At 62.5% G+C, this 21,705-nt stretch carries 21 protein-coding genes; 10 read left to right on the forward strand and 11 right to left on the reverse strand.

What is annotated here, in order from left to right; all coding sequences use genetic code 11:
- Positions 1–75: 75 nt before the first annotated feature.
- The 3 genes from DyAD56_RS23180 to DyAD56_RS23190 all read left to right on the forward strand — a co-directional run bounded on the left by DyAD56_RS23180 (position 76) and on the right by DyAD56_RS23190 (position 3,973).
- A complete protein-coding gene (locus DyAD56_RS23180) occupies positions 76–1,005 on the forward strand; it encodes a retroviral-like aspartic protease family protein (RefSeq protein WP_102305198.1) in 930 nt (309 codons plus the stop codon).
- A 148-nt stretch (positions 1,006–1,153) separates the two neighbouring features.
- Positions 1,154–1,534: a DUF2946 domain-containing protein gene (locus DyAD56_RS23185; RefSeq protein WP_158241435.1), complete on the forward strand. Its 381-nt coding sequence runs from the start codon at positions 1,154–1,156 to the stop codon at positions 1,532–1,534.
- A gap of 144 nt (positions 1,535–1,678) precedes the next feature.
- The gene (locus DyAD56_RS23190; protein ID WP_102305199.1) at positions 1,679–3,973 is read left to right on the forward strand and encodes a TonB-dependent receptor; all 2,295 of its coding nucleotides are present in this window, start codon (positions 1,679–1,681) and stop codon (positions 3,971–3,973) included.
- A 68-nt stretch (positions 3,974–4,041) separates the two neighbouring features.
- On the opposite strand, the gene DyAD56_RS23195 is transcribed toward DyAD56_RS23190, so the two are convergent.
- Positions 4,042–4,479, reverse strand: coding sequence for a universal stress protein (locus tag DyAD56_RS23195; protein ID WP_102305200.1), 438 nt, complete (start codon positions 4,477–4,479; stop codon positions 4,042–4,044).
- A gap of 230 nt (positions 4,480–4,709) precedes the next feature.
- Between DyAD56_RS23195 and DyAD56_RS23200 the strand changes: the two genes are divergently transcribed.
- The gene (locus DyAD56_RS23200) at positions 4,710–5,144 is read left to right on the forward strand and encodes a universal stress protein (RefSeq protein WP_102305216.1); all 435 of its coding nucleotides are present in this window, start codon (positions 4,710–4,712) and stop codon (positions 5,142–5,144) included.
- 219 nt (positions 5,145–5,363) lie between these two features.
- Complete coding sequence (locus tag DyAD56_RS23205; protein WP_102305201.1) at positions 5,364–5,591, forward strand: hypothetical protein; 228 nt, start codon at positions 5,364–5,366, stop codon at positions 5,589–5,591.
- 19 nt (positions 5,592–5,610) lie between these two features.
- On the opposite strand, the gene DyAD56_RS23210 is transcribed toward DyAD56_RS23205, so the two are convergent.
- From DyAD56_RS23210 to DyAD56_RS23225, 4 genes are all read right to left on the reverse strand, one after another.
- A complete protein-coding gene (locus DyAD56_RS23210) occupies positions 5,611–6,612 on the reverse strand; it encodes an NAD(P)H-quinone oxidoreductase (RefSeq protein ID WP_102305202.1) in 1,002 nt (333 codons plus the stop codon).
- A 21-nt stretch (positions 6,613–6,633) separates the two neighbouring features.
- The gene (locus tag DyAD56_RS23215; RefSeq protein ID WP_102305203.1) at positions 6,634–7,623 is read right to left on the reverse strand and encodes an MBL fold metallo-hydrolase; all 990 of its coding nucleotides are present in this window, start codon (positions 7,621–7,623) and stop codon (positions 6,634–6,636) included.
- Between the two features lie 246 nt (positions 7,624–7,869).
- Positions 7,870–9,513, reverse strand: a complete 1,644-nt coding sequence (locus DyAD56_RS23220) for an MASE1 domain-containing protein (protein WP_158241436.1) — start codon at positions 9,511–9,513, stop codon at positions 7,870–7,872.
- A gap of 178 nt (positions 9,514–9,691) precedes the next feature.
- Complete coding sequence (locus DyAD56_RS23225) at positions 9,692–10,108, reverse strand: OsmC family protein (protein ID WP_102305217.1); 417 nt, start codon at positions 10,106–10,108, stop codon at positions 9,692–9,694.
- Between the two features lie 319 nt (positions 10,109–10,427).
- Here DyAD56_RS23225 and DyAD56_RS23230 point away from each other — a divergent pair, with 319 nt between their 5' ends.
- The 4 genes from DyAD56_RS23230 (at position 10,428) to pgm (ending at position 14,557) form a co-directional block, all read left to right on the forward strand.
- Positions 10,428–11,927, forward strand: a complete 1,500-nt coding sequence (locus DyAD56_RS23230; RefSeq protein WP_102305205.1) for an efflux transporter outer membrane subunit — start codon at positions 10,428–10,430, stop codon at positions 11,925–11,927.
- The gene (locus tag DyAD56_RS23235; protein ID WP_102305206.1) at positions 11,927–12,346 is read left to right on the forward strand and encodes a GNAT family N-acetyltransferase; all 420 of its coding nucleotides are present in this window, start codon (positions 11,927–11,929) and stop codon (positions 12,344–12,346) included. Before DyAD56_RS23230 ends, DyAD56_RS23235 begins: the two co-directional genes overlap by 1 nt.
- 108 nt (positions 12,347–12,454) lie before the next feature.
- Positions 12,455–12,718, forward strand: a complete 264-nt coding sequence (locus DyAD56_RS23240; RefSeq protein WP_102305218.1) for a DksA/TraR family C4-type zinc finger protein — start codon at positions 12,455–12,457, stop codon at positions 12,716–12,718.
- A gap of 186 nt (positions 12,719–12,904) precedes the next feature.
- On the forward strand, positions 12,905–14,557 hold the full coding sequence (gene pgm, locus DyAD56_RS23245; protein WP_102305207.1) for a phosphoglucomutase (alpha-D-glucose-1,6-bisphosphate-dependent): 1,653 nt from the start codon (positions 12,905–12,907) through the stop codon (positions 14,555–14,557).
- A 57-nt stretch (positions 14,558–14,614) separates the two neighbouring features.
- Here the strand turns inward: pgm and DyAD56_RS23250 are convergent, their stop codons facing one another.
- From DyAD56_RS23250 to DyAD56_RS23265, 4 genes are all read right to left on the reverse strand, one after another.
- Positions 14,615–15,640 carry an aldo/keto reductase gene (locus DyAD56_RS23250; RefSeq protein WP_102305208.1) on the reverse strand — a complete coding sequence of 342 codons (1,026 nt, stop codon included), beginning with the start codon at positions 15,638–15,640 and terminating at the stop codon, positions 14,615–14,617.
- Between the two features lie 144 nt (positions 15,641–15,784).
- Positions 15,785–16,135, reverse strand: a complete 351-nt coding sequence (locus DyAD56_RS23255) for a GIY-YIG nuclease family protein (RefSeq protein WP_102305209.1) — start codon at positions 16,133–16,135, stop codon at positions 15,785–15,787.
- On the reverse strand, positions 16,135–16,497 hold the full coding sequence (locus DyAD56_RS23260; RefSeq protein WP_102305210.1) for a DUF2239 family protein: 363 nt from the start codon (positions 16,495–16,497) through the stop codon (positions 16,135–16,137). The genes DyAD56_RS23255 and DyAD56_RS23260 overlap by 1 nt, the downstream gene beginning before the upstream one ends.
- Positions 16,494–16,940 (reverse strand): hypothetical protein, encoded by a 447-nt coding sequence (locus tag DyAD56_RS23265; RefSeq protein ID WP_233202823.1) that lies wholly within the window; start codon positions 16,938–16,940, stop codon positions 16,494–16,496. Before DyAD56_RS23265 ends, DyAD56_RS23260 begins: the two co-directional genes overlap by 4 nt.
- A gap of 354 nt (positions 16,941–17,294) precedes the next feature.
- On the opposite strand from DyAD56_RS23265, the gene DyAD56_RS23270 reads away from it, so the two are divergent.
- Entirely contained in the window at positions 17,295–20,663 is a 3,369-nt protein-coding gene (locus tag DyAD56_RS23270; RefSeq protein WP_233202824.1) for a GH92 family glycosyl hydrolase, read from the forward strand.
- A gap of 317 nt (positions 20,664–20,980) precedes the next feature.
- On the opposite strand, the gene DyAD56_RS23275 is transcribed toward DyAD56_RS23270, so the two are convergent.
- Positions 20,981–21,415 (reverse strand): response regulator transcription factor, encoded by a 435-nt coding sequence (locus tag DyAD56_RS23275; protein WP_158241437.1) that lies wholly within the window; start codon positions 21,413–21,415, stop codon positions 20,981–20,983.
- An 82-nt stretch (positions 21,416–21,497) separates the two neighbouring features.
- On the reverse strand, positions 21,498–21,705 hold a 208-nt coding region (locus tag DyAD56_RS23280; protein ID WP_146010606.1), incomplete at its 5' end, for an IS3 family transposase.

The following is a 21,705-nucleotide window of genomic DNA, read 5'->3' on the forward strand; positions in this document are numbered from 1 at the left end:
GTTCCTCGTGATGTGCAGTCTTGCGCACACGAGGAAAGGATCGCCCGTTCTCATCCGCCAGGAAGGAGTTCATACATGCGTCACCTCTTGATGTCGCTGGGGGTGTGGTCTATGGCCGTGACAAGCGTATGCGGTGTGCAAGCACATGCCGCGGATCGCTCCGTTGAGCCGCAGGTCGCCCTGAGTGCATCGCCCAACGGGCACGACACGGTACCGGTCTACGTCAACGGCAAGGGGCCGTATCCCTTCATTCTCGATACCGGTGCTGATGGACCGGCTGTGTACCAGTGGTTTGCCGATGAGGCGCGCCTGCCCAAGGTCGCAGGCAAGGAGCAGGATCTATCCGGGCAGACCGGGTCGGCGAAGGTGTCGATGTTTCGCATTGATGATGTGTCACTCGGCGGTTTGCACTATCACGGCGCGGAGGCGTTCGGTCTTCCTGATCGGAAGGACGGCGGTCAACAGGCAGGTGTGCTTGGCAATGACTTCATGGACAAGGCTGTGGTCGTTTTCGACTTTCCGTGCCGCCAGGTCACGATCTATCCCACGCCTGCGGATGTGCAGAAGATCCTCGGCGGTGCACACGTCGTGCACGCCGGTGTCGACGAAGGCACCACACTGCTGACGTTGCCCGTGACGGTAAACGGCGCTGAAGGTATCGCCGTGCTCGATTCCGGGTCGCGGCAAACTCGCCTGACGCCGGGTTTTGCGAGCAAGGCGGGCATCGATGTCGCCTCATCGGTATTTCACGACGACACGGCGATCTACGGCACGAGCGGGAACAAGCGGGTGCCGCGCACCGGTCCCGTGGGCGAGGTGCGGTTTGCTGGCCTTACGCTCACCAACGCCACGGCCCAGGTCGTGGACCTGCCCATGTTGGCGGATGATTTCCATGGTGAGCCGGCCATGCTGCTCGGGGCCGATTTGATCGGCCGGTATCGGCTGATGTACGACCATGCGTCGAAGACCATTGGGTTCGATGCTTCGCATTGCGAGGCGCATTGAGGGGCGCGGCAACTCGCTAGTAATAGTCGCGGGCGACGCAACGCCGCACCCGTCAACCCGTACCCTGATGTTATCGATCGTGCGATCATGTCTGGAGCCCACTCAAGGGTTGGGGAATGGCTTGATCCGACGCAGGACATCACGACGCTTGGTTGCATGGCTGGCTCTTGCCGCCATGTGGCTGCTCGTGGCTGCGCCGACCGTTTCGCGTGTGCTCTCGGCGTTGGTTTCCGCAGATGCAGGGGCTTGGTGCGCCAGCCACGGCCATGGCGACGATCATGCCGACATGGCTGGTATGCCCATGCCTGGCATGCCGGGTATGCCCAGCGATCCGTCGCTGCACATGGATCAGTGCGGCTACTGCGCCATGCTGGCGCATACGCCGCTGCTTTCTGGCGGAGTCGTCGCCCTTCTTCTTGCTGCTCCCCTACCGGCTGTTACGCCGGACATGCGCGCCACGGCGCCCTGGCATGCGCAGCCATTACTAAGCGCGAATCCGCGAGGGCCACCGTTCGTCCTGCTGGGATAACGGTCTAGCGGAGTGGCGCGCGTCCTGCGACGCCACCCGAATGGATGGCAACACAGGGGATGGGTGTGGCGACGCGCCCGTATGCCCGTGCTTGCCTGTGCCCCAGTCCCGCGCCGCGTCGCGGGACATCATGGAATTCATGTCATGCGCTTTTCCTTCATGCGCGGAGCGGCCCTTGGATTGCCGCTCACGCTGCTTGCTTCCTCTATTGTCATGGCTCAATCGGGTCCCAGTGATTCGCCGGATCAGACGGCGCCGGACAAGAAGGTCACCAGTCTGGGTGCGGTCAAGGTATCCGCTGCCACGCAGAAATTAGTGGAGCCAGGTTTTCCGGCAACCCTGGCCTCGGTACCTGCCGAGCGCGTCGAAGCCACGATCAATGCCGTGGATGTGGAGGATGCGGCGAAGTACCTGCCGAGCCTGTTCGTGCGCAAGCGCAATTACGGTGACACCCAGCCGGTGCTGGCTACCCGCACTTGGGGCGTCAACTCCAGTGCGCGCACGCTGGTCTATATCGACGACATCCCGATCTCGGCGTTGATCGCTAACAACAACACCATCGGTGCGCCGCGCTGGGGCATGACCTCACCGGAGGCCATCGACCACATCGACATGATGTACGGCCCGTTCTCTGCTGCCTACGCGGGCAACTCGATGGGCGGCGTGATGCACATTGTCACGCGCATGCCTGATAAGACCGAGGTGACCATCAAGCAGACGGAGGCGGTGCAGTCCTTCGATCTGTACGGCACGCACGGCAACTACAGCACCAGCCAGACGAGCCTCACGGCGGGCGGGCGCAGCGGCAACTTCGGCTGGTTCTTCGGCGCCAACGCGATGAACAGCTTCAGCCAGCCGCTGTCCATTATCACTGGCAGTGCAACGCCTGCCGGCACCGGCGGCACCATTCCGGCGCTGAACAAGTTGGGGCAGGTGGCGAACGTCTATGGCGCGGGTGGCTTGCTGCACACGAGCATGCTGGACCTCAATGGCGAGTTCACTTACGACATCACTCCGCAATGGAAGGCGACCTATTTGGTGGGCTACTGGCACAACCACGGCCAGTCGAGCACGGACACCTACCTGACGGACACGGCCGGCCATCCGACTTACGGCAAGGTGGCGGGCTTTGCCAGCAATGTCTACCAGCTCAGCGCGGACCACCTGATGCAAGGCTTGTCGGTGAAGTCAGATACCAAGGGTAACTACGACGCATCGTTCGTGGTGACGCACTACGACTTTCTCAGGGATAACCAATGGCAGCCGGCCGGCGTAACCACCGGGACGGGGTTGACCACCAATGGTCGATTGGCGAGCTACGGCGGCACGCAGTGGTCCACGGTCGATGCCACGGGCATCTGGCGTCCGCAGGGGTATGACGGGGCGCATGAGGTGTCTGTCGGCGCACATGCGGACGAGTACAAACTCAACAACCCGACCACCAATCTGAGCGATTGGCAGGACCCGGATACCCTCACCACGCTGTACTCGACCGGCCGCGGCAAGACGCAGACGCAGGCCTTGTGGCTACAGGATGCATGGCACTTCGCGCCGAACTGGCTGCTGACATGGGGCGGCCGCTACGAATGGTGGAAGGCCAGCGACGGCTACAACTTCAGCGGTAAAACCGGCGTGCAGCAGCCAGTGGAAAAGGCGAATGGCTTTTCGCCCAAGGCCACCCTGCAATGGAACGTCGCAGCCGATTGGCGCATTGCGGGCTCGCTGGCCAAGGCCATCCGTTTCCCGACGGTGGGTGAGCTGTACCAACTGGTGCAAACCGGCTCGACCTATAGCGTGCCCAACCCCGACCTGAAGCCTGAAACCGCGCGCAGCGGCGAGCTGGCCGTGGAGCACGTGATTGACCAAGGCATGCTGCGCCTGTCGCTGTTCCAGGAAAACACGAAGAATGCGTTGATCTCGCAGACATCGACCCTGCCCAACGTGGCAGTGCCGGTGACCTACGTGATGAACGTAGGCAAGCTGCGCAATCGCGGCATCGAGCTGGTGGCGCAGAAGGACAACGTGCTGATCCAGGGGTTGGAGCTATCCGGCAGCGTGACCTTCGTGGACTCGACCATCCTCTCGAACGATAGCTTCGCGAGCACGGCCGGCACCACTTCAGAAGGCAAGCACGCACCGTATGTTCCGCGTTGGCGCGCGACGGCTGTGGCGACGTACCGGCCCGACGCCGCATGGGCATTCACGCTAGCCGGGCGTTACAGCGGGAGGCAGTACTCGACGCTGGACAACACCGACAACACGCCGCACGTGTTCGGTGCCTTCGACAAGTTCACCGTGTTCGACGTGCGCGCGCACTACCAGATCAACGACCATCTGGCGGCTTCGTTCGGCATCGACAACATCAACAACGAGAAGTACTACCTGTACCACCCGTTTCCGCAACGGACGTATGTGGCGGATTTGAAACTGAGTCTGTGAAGTCGAGTGTCGGTGCCGCGACATCTATCGCGGCACCGATTGCATGCAGGATGCGGCGCGAAGCTCGGTCAGTGGCAGACGAGCACGGGCACGTTGGCGCGCAGCAGCACCTTGTGCGTTTCGCTGCCCAATAGCAGGCGTGTCATGCCGCGCCAGCCGTTCGAGCCCATCACGATAAGGTCGGCCTGCTTGTCCTTGCAGGCTTGCACGATCGTCTCGTAAGGCTGATCGCCGAACTCAGCGACGCCCTCGAACGGCACGCCAGCCGCTTCTGCCAGCCCCTTCACCTGCTCGAGATAACGTTGGCCGTTGGCCTTGGCTTCGTCGTCGTAGGCAAACTCGGTGGCGGCCAGGATGGCGCCCATATAGGCGATGGTCTGGAACGGCGAGATCACGTGGATCGCGGTGACTTTTCCCTTGGTCAGTACGGCCTGCTCGATGCCGGTTTTCGCGGCGCGCAGGGAGACGTCGGAGCCATCGATGGGGATGAGGATGTGTTTGAACATGGGTTCCTCGCTGGTAGCCGCAGACGCGGCGAAAGAGGGCGTTCATGGACGCCGAAAGCCAGCGTGACGCCGCTGCCGTGCAGCGCCCGTCACGGAGCGTGCGCTTACCAGCTTAGGGCGTGGCCCGGTGGAACGGCCGCTTGGCGGCAATCCGCCGCATGGCAGGCGTGCACGTCACGCAAACGCCGCAGGACTAAACTTGGAGCCGGGAAATCATGGGAGGCCAGGTCATGTTCAAGAACATCCTTCTGCCGGTCGATGGTTCCGAATCCGCACTGAAGGCGGTCGACACCGGTATTCAGTTGGCCGCGGCGCTGGGCGCCACGGTTTTTGGCGTTCATGTGCTGCCACCACTTTCCACGGTGTCCTTCATGTCGGAGTTGTTGCAGCACAAGCCCTGTTATTCCGACGCTGCCAAGGTGCGGGCGCAAGCGTTCCTTGATGAAGTGGTCAAACGCGCCGACGCGGCCCATGTGCGATGCGAAACCGAGATCGCCTGTGACCTTCGCCCGTACGTGGCCATTGTGGCGGCAGCGGCGAAACACCATTGCGATCTCATCGTGATGCGGTCGCGCGGCCATGATGGCGTGGAGCGCATGCTGCTGGGTAGCGTGCCGCACAAGGTCATGCTCAGCTGTGACATACCCGTACTGGTGTGCCACTGAGCGGCGAGGTTGAGGGGCATCGAATTCGGCTGGTAGATGGTCCCAGGTGATGGCATTCATGCCCATGGGGTGGGCCTGGAACGCGCCCAGGGCGGGCTTGTTCTGTACCGGCCGGGGTGCCGACTCATGGCGACGCGAAAGTCTTAGCCAAAGTGTCACGACGCTTTAACGGCGTGGCGGGCAACGTAGTTTTCCCTCCCGGGACAAGGCGGTGCCTTCATGGAATGGGATCGCGATAACGACCTGCTGAGTCGCGCCTGCGACGAGCTGATCGAGCAGAATGCGCTGCTGCAGCAGGAAGTCGAAGTGCTGCGCGCGCAGTTGCGCCGGCATCCGACCGGGGAAATGCAAATTCGCGAAGCCCGCCGCCAGATGGACGAATGGCTGGAAACCATGCATGGGCATACGCCGTTTCCTTCGGATCGGCAGCCGGACGCGGTTTACTGAGCGTAGGGGTGGTGTCTCGCTAGAGGGTAAGCACGATCTTGCCAATGTGCTGGCTGCTCTCCATGTGCCGATGAGCATCGGCGGCGCGTAGCAGCGGATAAGTGGCGTTAATCAGTGGCAGGCAGCGCCCTTCTGCCAGTACCGGCCACACGTGCTCCCTGAGTGATGCCGCGATGCTGACCTTCTCCTGCGACGACCGAGGACGCATGGCCGATCCGGTGACAACGGCGCGCTTGGCCATAATCGCGTGAAGGTTGACGTGCTCGGCCGTGCCGCCGCCCAGGAAGCCGATCAGCAGTAAGCGGCCGTCCCGCGCCAAGGTAGTGAGGTTGTCCGAGAAGTACGGCGCGCCCATGATGTCGAGGATGACATCGGCGCCACGCCCCTCGGTACGCGCCAGCACCACCTCCGCAAACGACTCTTGCCGGTAGTTGATCGGCTCGCCGCCCAGTTCGCGAATCGCGTCGCATTTCTCCTGGCCACCCGCGGTGGCGAACGCACGTATGCCGAACTCTCGGCAAAGCATGAGCGCGGTCGTGCCGATACCGCTGGTGCCTCCATGTATGAGCGCCACCTCCCCATGGCGAGCGCGCCCCAGTTGAAACAGATTGGCCCATACGGTGAAAAACGTTTCTGGAATGGCTGCCGCCTGCTGCATGGAAACGCCCCTAGGGATCGGCAGCACTTGCCCGGCAGGCACGACGCAGTACTCGGCATAGCCCCCGCCATTGGTGAGCGCGCAGACGTCTTCACCGATGGCGTGTGCGGTGACGCCGTCGCCGACTGCTGCGACGGTGCCGGCAACTTCCAGGCCGGGAATCGGGTTGGCACCGGGCGGAATGGGGTAGTTGCCTTCGCGTTGCAGCACGTCAGGGCGATTCACCCCGGCCGCGCGTACGTGGATCAACACTTCACCAGGCTTCGGCGCAGGTACGGGCACTTGTATCGGTTGCAGCACATCGGGCGCGCCTGGCGTGCTGATGTGGATCTCCGTCATCGTCGCAGGAAGCGAAGGGTGCATGAAGCGCTCCGTTGGAAAGATTCAAAGGTGACCGGCACGGGCGTGGCGTCGGCGTCTGAACCACCAGCGTAGGGAGAGGGCGATGACGACCAGGAGAAGAATGGCGATCGTGCCCGCCACTTGCAGCATGCGTGTCTGGCTGTACATGACGAAACGGCCGGACTGGCTGTAGAACCCGTTGAACGCCGCGAGCACTTGCGGAAGTTGTGCCAGGTCCTGCTTGCCGAGCGCAAGTGGCGCTTCATCCGGATGCCAGGTCGAACCCATGGGTTCAGCCTGTCCGCTTCGGTCGAGTTCGACGTGGCCGCCGAGCACATAGGTGACGGGGCGATCGTGCAGGAACTGATTGATGCGCGAGGCACTGGCGCGATCCGCGTCGGTGTCGTCGATGATCAGGCGGCCCGGCAGCAGGAAGTCGCCAGTAAATGCCAGGCCGGTGTTGTTGTCGTAGAACGATACGTGTGATGGGTAGTGGCCGGGTGTGGCGATCACGTCAACCGTGCGGCTGCCCAGATCAATGTGCGCGATGTCGTTGGGCCAATCGCGAAAGCCGAAGCCATCGATGACGTGCGGCAAGTCGGTACCGACAATGGCAACGTCAGGCGCGCTGGCAAACTGGCCGTCGCCGCTGCGGTGGTCTAGGTGGCCATGCGTGTGGGCAATGAGCAACGGGAGGCGCTTGCCGTTTGTGACAGGGAGCAGTCCCAATACGGTCGACGCTAGCGGCATCTTGCTGGCGTCCGTCACGTCGCCGGTATCGATGAGTAGCGCACGCGACGAGCCGATGAGCAGGTAGATGAACGGCCCTTCGTACGTCTGGCAAAGGCTCTCTCGCAGGATGTAGGTGTTCTGGTCGTAGCGGTGCACCTGCAGCGGCTTCGGTGGGCGCGCCTGGCAATCGGCGGCACCGGGATCCCAGTGCACGTTCATGTCACCCGGGGCGGGTTGGGCAAGGGCAGGCATGCCCAGTAGGCAGGACATCCAGCACAGCACGATCAATGCGTATTTCATCCATGCCTCGACAGGTGGGGGCGCGACCAGCCGTCACGCATACAGCGAGTCCGATGCGGGTGGATGCGAGAGGGTTTAGGCCGCCCTGTGGGCGAGAGGCCTTCCGTTCAGGAAGGCAAGGGAGGGCGTGATGTGTAGAGGCGCCGCTATTTCAATCGATGCGTTAGTGGGGCGTGGCCACTTTTCGCTGCGTTATGGCTTCGTGATGGCCATGGACAATCACGGCACCGATCCGTCGCGGCACCTCTAGCGGGAGGCGCCCCGGTTTGCTGGTGAGCCCCGCAAGGAGTCGTGCAGCAGCAGCGTCACGCTGACCAGTGGATCGAGGTCGCGAACATGCACGTCACCACCATAGATGTGCGTGCGGTCGCGGATCGATGAAATGCCCAGCCCACTCGCGCCGAGCAAGGTCATGGCCTGCTTCCAGGGTTCGTTGTCGACGGCATGGATGGGATCCCGGTCCGGCGTCGGCGCCTGGGACGACGCGCACCTTCCCTCGAGTCGCATGACGACCCAGCGCCGCCCGCGCGTGTGGCCGCCGCGCAGGCGCAATTGGATGTCCTGCATAGGGCCACGTGATAGCACGTGGACCAGCACCTCACAGGCCAGCCGGTAAAGCGCCATATGCACGTCGGGCGCGAGCTGGCTCAAGCCGCGGCCCGAGAGTTCGCAGGCATATGTGGCGCCCGCCATATGGATGGCCTGCGCGAAAGGGCCCTCGCGCAACGTCGCGGGCACGCCGCGCTCGCGCCATCCGCGCGGATACAGTGCATTGGCTAGTCGGTGCATTTCATGTTGGGCCTGGGCTACCTGTCGCGCGTAAGTGCGTTCTTCGTTGGACGGCAATACATGCCGAAGTCGGTCGAGCAGGCGGCTGTGGTTCTCGCGAATGGTGTGGCCGATATGTTCGAGGGTATCGGCGGCTTGGCGCAATCGAAGTTCTTCGAGATATAGCCCTTGCTGGGCCAACTGGAAGCCGCGCAAGGCATCCGTTTGGTCAGGCTGGTTCACCTGCGCCTGCTGCACAATGCGCGAACCGAGCATGAGCAGCGTGGTAATGGCGAAGGCGATGAGCGCTTGCGCTTGAATCACCGCCGGATCACGCACGATGGATGAGGTCATGGTGACGGCCACGCTGGCCAGCGTGCCGCCTATCGCGGCACCTTGCCAGCCATGGCGGGAGGTGAGCCACACCACGGGAAGGAACATGGCGATGCGGAATATTTGCATGCTGTCGCCTTGGCTGCTGAAGACCAGCCCCATCAACACCAGCAGCGGGATGAGCACGCCGACAGCGGCATCCTTGGCGAGCCGGTTGCGCCATCGTGGCGTTTCCGTGGCATGGTCCGCCAAGGCGAGAACGAGAGCGATGGCCGCTGGTGCAATGGCCAGCGCACCGAGGTAATTGCTCATGAAGTAGCCGAAGATCGTCTGCGCATCGAGCACTGGAGCCGGCTGTCCCGCAGGCATCTGCACTGCCATGGCCACCAGAACATCATCAAGCGCGATTAACACGGCGCTGGCGAGAATCAGGCCGAGCAGCATCGGCATGTTGATCTGGTGACGATCCAGCAGCAGGCGTGCATGTCGACGCACCCAGGCAGTCATGGCCATCAGCGGCAAAACGGGAGGTAGGGCCGCCAGCGCGAACCAGCGCCAGCCGAACTCGCCGACGCCATGCCAAGCCTGGTAGCCCACCGGAATGCATTCGCCGACCAGCAATGCGGGCCAATAGCGATAAGGGAACAGCAACAGGCAGGCCACACGCAGACCGGTAGGTAGGTTCCAGTGAGAAACAAAAATGCGGCCTAGCAGCGCGTAGGTGAGGGCGTAGCCGAGGCAAACAGCCACATGGCGGCCCCAGGTGCGTGGCGCTAAAGCTTCCCGCATGACTACCTTCCCCATGATGACCGTGACCCTTTGTACTCACGTGGGCAGGAGATTGTACGGGCGATGCGGTGTGTTCGCGCATCGCCGCCCCTCGCTCCGGGTCGGATGTCGGCTTACCTACCGGTGCACGTCCACCTTGGGCTAGCCATTGGACTGCATTTCGCTCCGTGCTTTCGATTCATGTCGATGGAGAGATGTCGCCGCGACGGCTGGCAATGTCGACGCCTTCGCGCATCGCCTTGGTGACCGGTGTATTGGCGACGATCTCCAGCAGGCGATCCCATTGTTCGTCCGTCAACGGGCCGGTGGCGTGCAGTGTGCGCATGACGTGCAAGCGTCCCTCATCGTCGCGATCGAGCTGCAGCTCTGCACGGAACTCGCCAAGCTCCCAGCCCTTGCGCTCGGCATACATACGCAAGGTGATCGCCGTGCACGCGGCGAGTGATGCCAGGTAGTAGTCAAACGGCGCTGGGCCCGTGCCTTTCCCGCCGAGTTTCACGGGTTCGTCGGTGTCGAGTTTGAAATGGCCGGCTTCGATGTGATGAAGGTAATGGCTATCCGTCGAAACGATGCTGGCAGACGAAACTTTGGGCATGCGCGTGGGTTCCTTGCGTGACATGTGGCGGGGCTCGGCAATGGCGAGCATCGCGGGCGGCCCTTGAGGTTAAGTGGGCAGGGCCGCGTCGCCAAGTGCGAGCGTGCTCGTCAGGGCGCTGGCAATTGGACAAAAGTAGAGGCCTGGTGGCGGTGTTTTCGCGCGAAACCGCGCTACGCACCCTTGAGACGCAGCGATATAATCGGCATATAAGTGAGCGCTCGCGTCCGTTGCGCGATGTTCTATAAACCTCTGTTGCGGCCCTTCACGCCGCAACGAGCGCCGCGCACTTCTGCGTCTTCTTTTCCGGATATCCGCCATGCGTTCCATTGCCCTTCCTGCCGCCATTGCGCTCAGCCTCGTCCTTGCCGGTTGCGCGACCAGTCGCGGCCTGCATACCACGGGCACCATGACCGACCCGGGCAACCTGAAATCCGAGCGTAGCCTGGCCGATGTGCAGCTCAGCCCCACCGCGTGGCCGAAGCAGGACTGGTGGGTGGGCTATGGCGATCCGCAGCTCACTGCGCTGATTGAAGAGGCACTGAAGAACAACCCCAGTCTGGACCAGGCGCAGGCGCGCGCACGGCAAGCACAGGCTATCGCCGACAGCGTCAACGCCAGCCGCAAGCCGCAGGCGGGTTTTGATGCATCAATCACCGGCGCCGACCTGTCGAAGAAGAACCCGCTCTATCCCGAGTACGTGCTCGGCAAGTTCGCCTGGAGCAAATCGCTCACCGCGGATTTCTCATGGGATCTCGACCTGTGGGGCGGCAAGCGAGCCGCCTGGGAAGGCGCGTTGGGCCGCAGCCGCGCGGCCGAGATTGATGCTTATGCCGCACGTATCGAGTTGTCGGTGAACGTGGCTCGTGCCTATGTGCAGCTGAGCTATGCGTTTGCCGAGAAAGACGTGGCCGACGCCGAACTCGAGCGCTCCAGCCGCACCCTTGATGTCACGCGCAAGCTGGTGAAGGGTGGCCTCGACACGCCGCAGCAGGAACATCTCGCTGACTCGCAGTTGGCGGGTGCCGAGCAGCAGAAGGTGGCTGCCGACCGTGCTATCGATGCTGCGCGCAGCAGCCTGTCGGTGCTGTTGGGGCAGGGGCCGGATCGCGGCCTCGCCATCGAACGTCCGCATATGGCTGACCACGGCCCGGCCGTGCTGCCCGACAAGCTGCCCGTGGATCTGCTCGGTCGCCGTGCAGACCTGGTGGCGGCGCGCTGGGAAATCGAAGCATCCAGCAAAGAGGTCAAGGCCGCCAAGAAGGAATTCCTGCCGAATATCAGCGTTTCGGCCATGGCCGGGCTGATCGCCGTAGGCGCGAGCACCAATGTGCTCTCGCTGCAGGCGCGGCAGTACGCGTTTGGCCCGGCGCTGAGCCTGCCGATCTTCGATGGTGGTCGTCGCCGTGCGAACCTGGCAGCAGCGGACGCGGGCTACGACGCCATGGTGGCTCGCTACAACGGCCTGCTGATCAGTGCGCTCAACGACGTCTCCGATCAGGTCTCCGCGCTCAACTCCGTTCGTCAGCAGATCGTGCTGGAGAAGCGCTCCGTGGATGACGCACAGAAGAGCTGGGACGATGCGTTGAAGGCCTATCAGGGCGGTCTGCGGGGTCCGCTGACGCCACTCACCAGCCGCCAGCAGTTGTTGGTGGCACAGCAGCGCCTTGCCCTGCTGGAGAGCCAGCAGACTGACATTTCCATCCGCCTGATCGAGGCCCTGGGTGGTGGTTTCGATGGCAGCAGTGACGTGGCCGAGATCAACGGGTCCACGGCAGTGCCGCCACAGGCATCGACCACGCCGGATGCCGCGCGTTGATGTCCTGGCACCTGCACAGCATCGATGAGCCTGATGCCGCCGATCGCGGCGCCATTGCCGCTCCCTTGCTGGCCTATAACCAGAGCAAGGTACCCACGCTGGACATCCAGCCGCTGGTGATCGCGCTACGCGATGAGCATGGCCATACGGTTGGCGGCCTGTGGGGCGAAACCGCGCTCGACTGGCTGCACGTGGATCTCCTCGCCGTTCCGGAATCCATGCGTGGACAGGATGTCGGCACGGCGCTCATGCAGCGTGCCGAGCAGATAGCCCTGGAGCGTGGTTGCGTGGGGGCATGGCTCGACACCTTTGCGTTCCAGGCGCGCGGCTTCTACGAGAAGCTGGGTTACACCGTATTCGGCGAAATTCCGGACCATCCGGTGGGTGGCGCACGCTACTTCCTGCGCAAACGGTTCTGAACCGCGGATAGCCTCTACTGCCCCAAGGGGTGGAAAAAAGCCTTTGCGGCCCTACATTTAGCCGGTGGCACCCTGGCGGGGTCACGGCAAGTATGGGAGATGGCAGCCATGGCGACAGGTTGGGCCGGCGACGGCGCTGTACAGGATCAGATCGACGCGACCGTGGAAGATGCGGTGAAGCGTGCACGCAGCCGTCTGCAGAAAGGCCCCGGGCTTACCCATTGCGAAGAGTGCGATGCACCGATTCCGGAAGCACGGCGTCAGGCGGTGCCGGGCGTGCGCCTGTGCGTCAACTGCCAAACCACGCACGACCAGGAAGACGCATTCAGCGGGTATAACCGCCGTGGCAGCAAGGACAGCCAATTGCGCTGAACGATGTCCGCCCTTGCAGTCCACATTTCACCTGATATCCACGCCGCAAAACGCTTGCGGTATTGACACGTAGCGGTGTGGCGAGGGTCAATGCGGGTCTTTCTGCAGACCCAGGATGCGTTTTCGCATGACCACGTCTTACCGCTTGAGCCAGCCTGTTTCTGTCGTCCGGGACGGGGTGCGCCGATGAGCAGTCGCCTCAGTTCACTGGCCGGCAAGTCGGCTCCCGAAGCCCAGTTGGTGGACGTTGCCCGTCTGCGTGGCGCTTACATCGATCTGCGCCCTGATGTGGGCGTGCCCAGCCAGCGCGTAGCCTTTGGCACGTCCGGCCATCGTGGCAGTTCGTTCGATCACAGTTTCAACGAGTGGCATGTGCTGGCCATTACCCAGGCCATCTGCGAATACCGCGCAGGGAAGGGTATCGACGGCCCGCTGTTCATCGGCATCGACACGCATGCACTGTCGCAGCCCGCGCTGGAAAGCGCACTGGAAGTGCTTGCTGCGAACGGCGTGCACACCATGGTTTCCAAGGGGGGCGAGTACACGCCGACACCGGCTATCTCGCACGCCATCCTCACTTACAACCGGGGACGCACGAGCGGGCTGGCTGATGGCATTGTGGTGACGCCTTCGCACAATCCGCCCGATGGCGGCGGCTTCAAGTACAACCCGCCCAATGGCGGTCCGGCGGATACGGACATCACAGGCTGGGTGCAGAAGCGCGCGAACGCGTTGATCGAAGGCGGCTTGCGCGACGTGCGTCGCGTGCCGCTGGCCGAGGCACTGCGTGCATCGACCACGCACGAGCATGACTATCTCGACGCCTATGTTTCCGATCTGGCGAACGTGATCGACTTCGATGCGATCCGTGCCAGCGGTGTGCATCTTGGCGTCGATCCGCTCGGCGGCTCCGGCGTGCATTACTGGGCGCCGATCGCCGAACGCTACGGCATCGACCTGACGGTGGTCAGCGAGGTGGTGGACCCCACCTTTCGTTTCATGAGCGTCGACTGGGACGGCAAGATCCGCATGGATCCCTCGTCCTCCTACGCCATGCGGCGCTTGATCGGCCTGAAGGACAGCTACGACGTGGCCTTCGCCTGCGACACCGACCATGACCGCCACGGCATCGTCACACGCAGCACGGGGCTGCTGTTGCCCAATCACTATCTTTCCGTGCTGGTGGATTACCTGTTCCGCCATCGTCCGCAGTGGCGCAGCGACGCCGCTGTGGGCAAGACGCTGGTCAGCTCGGCGCTGATCGATCGGGTGGCCAAGCGGCTCGGTCGCAGGCTCTATGAGGTGCCGGTGGGCTTCAAGTGGTTCGTTGACGGTTTGTTCGACGGATCGCTCGGCTTTGGCGGCGAAGAAAGCGCGGGCGCGTCCTTCCTGCGTCGCGATGGCGGCGTCTGGAGTACTGACAAGGACGGTATCGCCTCGGCGCTGATGTCGGCGGAAATCGCTGCGCGTGCGGGCAAGGATCCGGGCGAGCTGTATCGCGAGATGACCCACGAGCTGGGCCGCCCGGTATCCGAACGCGTCGACGCGCCGGCCAACACCGAGCAGAAGGCCAGGCTTTCGAAGCTGTCGCCCGATCAGGTGAAGAGCACGCAGCTTGCCGGCGAAAAGATCGAGGCTGTGTTGGATCGTGCGCCGGGCAATGGCGCAGCTATCGGCGGCATCAAAGTGGCCTCGGCCAACGGCTGGTTCGCCGCGCGTCCGTCGGGCACCGAGGACATCTACAAGATCTACGCTGAAAGCTTTAAGGACGAGGCGCATCTGCAGCGCCTGCTGGAAGAAGCGCAGGCCATGGTGGATGAGGCGCTCAACGCAGGCTGAGGTTTGCTGCGGGAAGACAAAAAGGGCGCCCCGATGAGGCGCCCTTTTTGATGCTAGTTACACTGGCGAAGGATTGCGCTCTTGGAAACCCTGTTGGTGCCAGTACGGGTATGCCGGCGTCACGGCACTCGCGGCATCCAGCTTCGCCACCTGCTCCTTGGTGAGGTTCCAACCCACCGCACCGAGGTTCTGCTTCAGTTGTTCCTCGTTGCGCGCGCCGATCACCACGGTCGATACCGTCGGGCGCTGCAGCAGCCAGTTCAGCGCGATCTGCGGCACGGTCTTGCCTGTTTCCGCGGCGACCTCATCCAGCGCATCGATCACGCGGTAGAGATATTCGTCGCTCACCTGCGGCCCCATGTCGCCGGTCTTGTGTAGTCGGCTCGTCTCGGGGAGCGCGGCACCACGACGGATCTTGCCGGTCAGGCGGCCCCAGCCCAGCGGGCTCCACACGACAGCGCCTACACCTTGGTCGATACCCAGCGGCATCTGTTCCCACTCGTAATCGCGGCCGATCAGCGAGTAGTACGCCTGGTTGGCGACGTAACGCGGGTAACCGTAGCGATCGGCCACGGCAAGGGACTTCATCAGGTGCCAGCCGGAGAAGTTCGACACGCCCACGTAGCGGATCTTGCCCGCGCGCACGAGGTCATCGAGCGTGGACAGTGTTTCTTCCACGGGCGTCTTCGCGTCGAAGCCGTGCAATTGGAACAGGTCGATGTAATCGGTGCCCAGGCGCTTGAGGGCAGCATCGCAGGACTTCAGCAAATGGAAGCGCGATGAGCCCACATCGTTCGGTTCGTCACTGAAGCGGAACGTGGCCTTGGTGGAGATAAGCACGCGATCGCGACGGCCCTTGATGGCCTCGCCAAGTACCGATTCGGCCACGCCGTTGGAGTAGATGTCCGCGCTGTCGAACAGGGTCAGCCCGGCGTCGAGACAGATATCCACCAGACGCTTGGCTTCCGCGACGTCCGTATTGCCCCAGGCGCCGAAGAAGTCGCCTTTGCCACCGAACGTGCCGGTGCCGAAACTGAGTACGGGCACTTTGAAGCCTGATGCACCCAAATGCCGATATTCCATGGGGAACCTCTTTGCGTGTGTGGGGAGGGGAGTGATGTTCTAAAGTTCAAAGATACGGAACTATGCCCGATCAGGCAAACCCATCCCCTCTATCGTCGCGCTTGCGATGCAAGGACTTTGTATGCGTCGCGCTGCCGCCCGCTGCTAGAGGTAGGAAGCCGCAGACCCGGGTGGCACGCGGGTATGCCACAGAGCGAGAAGCCGGGTCATCTCCGCCTTGTAGTCAAAGTCCGGCTCCGGTCGCTCCTCGATCTTCTCCAGCACCTCGAACACAAAGCCTGCGTCACCGTGTGCGCGCCAATCGTCCATGAGCGCCTTGTTGCGATGGCTGCCGAGCTTCAGCTCAGTCCGATGGCGGTTGAGGGCGCCGGTCAGGTTGGTGCTCTGATCCACCAGCATTCTCCCGTTGGCCAGATTCCGAACGGCGTAGATGCCCATTGGCGGTAGCGCCAGCTTGTAGAACTGGGTGAGTGCCTTGCGCCTTGCGCGATCCATCACATGCGCTCTTTGCCGATGACGTTTACCTGGGTTGCGGCCAACAGCGCGGTGATGTGCGTGCGCACAGGCGTAGGCCAGGACGTCATCTGTTGCTGCAATCCATCGGTGTCGTTAGCGAACATCGCGCGAACGGCTTCTTCGAAATGGGGGCGGTCGCCCGCCATGTCGCGCATGTACAGGTAGCACTCTTCCTTGATTCGCACTGCGCGGAAATGGCCATCCATATCCCGGCTGGCCATTTCCACCAGCAGGCGCAAGCTCGCATGGACGCCGCGCGGCTGTGCCTCAAGCCACGCCCAATGACGGGGAAGCAGGCGGACATTGCGCTCGTTGTGTTGTGCCATGTGCGGTTGGTTCATTGCGTTCTCTCCATGAACCCTTGAGTCGCATCCGTTAGCGGTAGCAGGCGTGAGTCTTCCAGTGCCGCCGTGCGATGCCCCATGCCCGCCAGGTAAGCGTCATGTGAGGCAAAGCCAAGGAACGACTCAACGCTTTGCTGCCAGATGAGCATCGCCATGTCCCAGCGTTCGTCAGGTGGTCCGATCAGAAACGGTCCACCTTCACCGAGGAAGGCGACGTCGCCGCCGGACTCGTGCAGAAATGGCAACGTGTGGGCGATATACCGCCGAAAGGCTTCCTCTCCGGTGATGGGTGAGGGCGGAGCCAGCTCAGGCGTGGCGGCGTAGTCGGCGACGTTACGGAAGCGCAGCAAGTTGAGCATAACGACGTTGCCGGTGAGGCCGCGCATGACAAAGCTCCGGCCGGCAGCTGCGGTCGGCTCGAGGTATGGGGTCTGGGACATGCGAATGGTTCCTTGCGCCCGATTGGACGCGATGGGTGCGAAATATACCCGGGTATATTTATTCGGGTCAATAACATCCGGGTTAAATTTGAACTATGGGGGCAGATGCGTTCGCCAGTGCGCCGGCTGCCTGCTTTGCTGGTTAACCTTGCGCAGCAGATGTAGCCCGCGGATGGCATAGGGCTTTTGCATCGCAGCAAGCATCCGAGTGCAAAAGCGCGTTACAGTCCCGAAGCGTCCTGAAGCAAGGGTCACCATCGCGTGGCCCTTTTTTGGGTAGGGGTTTTAGATCGATCTAATTTGTGATTAGATCAACGAGCGAAAGCGAGGGAAGGGGAAATGCGGAAAGTGCGGATGGACGTGAGCCGTTGCATGTTGGGTGTCGCCATTTCCCTAAGTCTCGCGGGCATCGCGCACGGCGCGACAACCACCCCGGGCTTCGTCACCTCATTCGAGGCGGGCGATGCCCAGCCGGTATCGGCCAGCGTCCAAGGCTGGCGAATGAGCGTGGTACCCGGCCCCGGCAAAGAGGACTCCCTCACCTCTCGGCCGGGCGCCGGCTTTACCGGTATCCGCAGCCTGCGATACGACGCCGATGCCGTCACGGATGGACGCGAGCGACGCGCCACGCTCTATCGACTGAAGCAGCCCGTTACAGCCTCCACCCATTTGTCGTATGTGGTGCTCCCCGCGGATGCTTCCGGCCAGGCACGCGGTTACGCGCAGTATGTGGCGGTCGATCTGGTGTTTACCGACGGAACGCGCCTGTCGGCGCTCAATGCCGTGGACCAGCATCGCGTGCACGCAAGCGCCGCCGCGCAGGGCAGTTCCCGCGTGCTGCACGACAACCAGTGGAACGCCCTGGACATCGACGTAGGTGCGGTGGCTGCCGGCAAGACCGTGGCCGCCATCGAGCTAGTCGAGGATGCGCCCAAAGGCACGGAAGCGTTTCACGGTTACCTCGATGACCTGCGCCTTGTCGATATAGCGCCAGCCCGTGCCGATGCTGCGCCCAACACCTTTGTGGACACGCGACGCGGCACGAATGCCAATGCGCATTTCTCGCGCGGCAACAATTTCCCCGCGGTGGCGCTGCCGCATGGCTTCAATTTCTGGACGCCCACCACGCAGGCGGGCTCCGACTGGATTTACCAGTACCAGGATCACAACGGTGCGGATAACCACCCGCGCATCCAGGCGTTTGCGCTGAGTCACGAGCCCAGCCCGTGGATGGGTGATCGACAGACCTTCCAGATCATGCCTGCGGCCACGACATCCGGTGCGCCACCGCTGGATCGTGAGGCCCGTTCACTCGGCTTTACGCACGATCACGAGATTGCCCGCGCCGACCTTTACCAGGTCACGTTCGACAACGGTATCACCGCTGCGATGACACCCACCAATCATGCAGCCATGATGCGCTTCACCTTTGCTGGTGATCGCTCGCAACTGGTGTTCGACAATCGCAATGACAAGGGCGGCATCGAGCTGGATGCGGAGCACGGCAGCATCAGTGGCTACTCGGATGTAGCGAGCCACTTGTCGACCGGGGCCACTCGGTTGTTCTTCTACGCAAGTTTCGATCGGCCCATCACGGAAAGCGGTCGGCTGAGCGGTCAGGGGCGTGACCACGTGGCCGCGTGGTTTGGCTTCGATACCCGTGCCAACAAAACCGTGACGATGCGCATTGCTACCTCGCTGATCAGCCTGGAGCAGGCCAAGCGTAATCTTGCACAAGAGATCGCTACCGACGACACCTTCGACAGCGTGCAGGCACGTGCCGCGCAACGCTGGAACGAAATGCTCGGCCATATCGAAATCCCCGGGGCCAGTACGGGCGACAAAGTCACGCTGTATTCCAACCTCTATCGCCTGTTTCTGTATCCGAACGAAGCCTTCGAAAACGTCGGCACGCCACAGCATCCGGATTATCGTTACGCCAGCCCGTTCTCGGCCGCCGCTGGCGCCAGCACGGCAACGCAGACCGGAGCACGCGTGCTGGCCGGCAAGCCTTATGTGAACAACGGCCTGTGGGACACCTACCGCACCGCGTGGCCCGCGTATGCCTTGCTAACGCCGAAACAAGCCGGTGAGATGATCGATGGCTTCGTGCAGCAATACCGCGACGGCGGTTGGATCGCGCGCTGGTCCTCGCCCGGTTACGCCGACCTCATGGTGGGCACCAGCGCTGACGTGGCCTTTGCTGACGCGTGGAACAAGGGTATCCGCAACTTCGATGTGCGCTCGTTCTATCAGGCTGCCCTGAAGGACGCGACTGTAGTCAGCGACATACCTGGAGCGGGTCGAAAAGGCATCGCCCGATCGGTGTTCAAAGGCTATGTCGACAACAGTACCGACGAGGGATTGTCGTGGTCGATGGCAGGCTATCTCAACGATTTCGGTATCGCTGAGCTCGCGCAGACACTGTCGGCCGATCACGACGCTGCCGACCCTTACGCGGCGCACTACGCAGACGATGCCCGCTATTTCCACAGCCGCTCGCTCAACTACGTCAATCTGTTCGACGCGGCGACAGGCTTCTTTGTCGGGCGAAAGCCAGACGGAGCATGGCGTATTGATGCCGACCATTTCGATCCATTCGCCTGGGGTGGTGACTACACCGAGACCAACGCTTGGAACATGACGTTCGACAGCGTGCAGGACGGACAGGGGCTAGCCAATCTTTACGGCGGCATCGACGGCCTGGCGAAGAAGCTCGATGCCTTCTTCGCGGCCGGCACCCAGTTCCACACCGGCGCCTACGGCGACATCATTCACGAGATGCTGGAGGCGCGTGACGTGCGCATGGGCCAGTACGGGCATAGCAACCAGCCCTCGCACCACATCCTCTACATGTACGACTTGGCTGGTCAGCCATGGAAGACACAAGACAAGGTGCGTGATGCGTTGTCGCGCCTCTACACGGGCAGCGAGATCGGGCAGGGCTATCCCGGCGACGAAGACAATGGAGAGATGTCCGCCTGGTGGGTGTTCAGCGCCGCGGGCTTCTATCCGTTGCGCATGGGCACGCCGACGTATGCCATCGGCGCGCCGTACTTTCCGCACATGATCATCCACCTGGATAACGGCAAGACCATCGACATCCGAGCTCCCGAAGTGAGCGATCGCAATCGCTACATCCAGGGCATGACGCTCAACGGCAAGCCTTATGACCGCAGTTGGCTGGCACATGCCGACCTTGCCAAGGGTGCAGTGCTCGACTTCCGTATGGGTGATGCGCCCTCGGCGTGGGGTAGTGCCGAAGGCGAGGCACGACTCCCCTCGATCACTACGGGCAGCGCCGCGCCAGCGCCGCTGGTGGACCTGGCCGATAGCGCGGGTGCGCAGGTACTCGTCGCTGGCGACACGGCTGCTGCACGTGCCTTGAGTGACAACACTTCGGATACCGAAGCCTTACTGCGTGGCAGTGAGCCAGCCGTTCAACTGGATCTGAAGCAGCCGCGGCAGGTGACCATGTATACCCTTACGTCTGCCGCACAGGTGGGACGCGATCCCCAGGCATGGACGCTGGAAGGCTCGAACGACAACGTTCACTGGACAACCCTGGACGAGCGGCGCGACGAAAGCTTCCCCTGGCGTCGACAGACACGCGCATTCGGCGTGGCGCATCCGGGGAACTACAGCCACTATCGCTGGCGGGCTGAGCATGCGTCATCGCACGGCATTGCGCTGTCCGAGATGGAGTGGCTCGGAACGCCATGACGTTGTAGGGATGCACCTTGTGAGCGTCTCTTGCGATACGTCGCCGCTTTCGTCGCCCCAAAGAAAGGCCACCCGTTAGCGGGTGGTCAAAGGAATGTGCAATCCAGGCGAAAGCGCCTTCGCCAAGTCACGCGCGCCTTTACCATGCAGTCGCCTCGCACTCATATTCGGTTCTGCACGCCGGAGTATTCGGAGCTCGCTCCATCTGGCCGACGCACCATGTACGACTCAAGTATTTGTGCGTGCTGTCGTCATTGCGAGAGAGTAAATGCCCGTCCTAGCCACCTCTTTCGGGTGATCAAGGAAGGCAGGCGCTGTCAGCACAGCCCATGCTCATGCGCATAGGTGTAGAGCTCCGGATCATTGCGCAGCCCCAGCTTGTTCATGGCGCTGATCTTCTGGTGGCTTATGGTCTTCACACTTCGCCCACGCAGCGCGGCGATTTCAGAGACAGTGCGGCCAGAGGCAAACAGACGCAGCACCTCGGACTCACGATCTGTTAACAGTGCGCCTGGCGAGCCAACGTCACGCCGGGACGACTTCAGAAGTAGCCGCTTGGCATTTGCACTAACGTAGTTGTCACCGGCAACAACGAACTGGAGAGCGGTTGCCAGCTCGCCCATACCATCAGACTTCACCACGACGCCCGCCACGCCACGCTCATGGATAGCCCGGAGCAGGGCGGAGTTGGTGAGCATGGTTAGGACGATGATAGGCCACTTGGGCCGCAGGCGGCGGATGGCGTCAATCATGGCCAGCCCATCCTCCTCGGATTGGCTTGGCATGTTGAAATGAATCGCCCCGGTTTTCGCGGAGGCTATTTGGTTTAAGTGATCATGCGGCCTGCACCAAGTCGGAAGCCAGCTGACGGTAGTAGTTAGCTTCGGCCTCGGCGGGTGGAATATACCCGATGGGTTCGAGTAAGCGTTGGTGGTTGAACCATGACACCCATTCGAGCGTGGCCAGTTCCACCGCTTCTCTGGTTTTCCATGGTGCTCGGCGGTGAATCAGCTCGGCCTTGTAGAGCCCGTTGATGGTCTCG

Source organism: Dyella sp. AD56, assembly GCF_002878475.1.
Lineage (GTDB): Bacteria > Pseudomonadota > Gammaproteobacteria > Xanthomonadales > Rhodanobacteraceae > Dyella.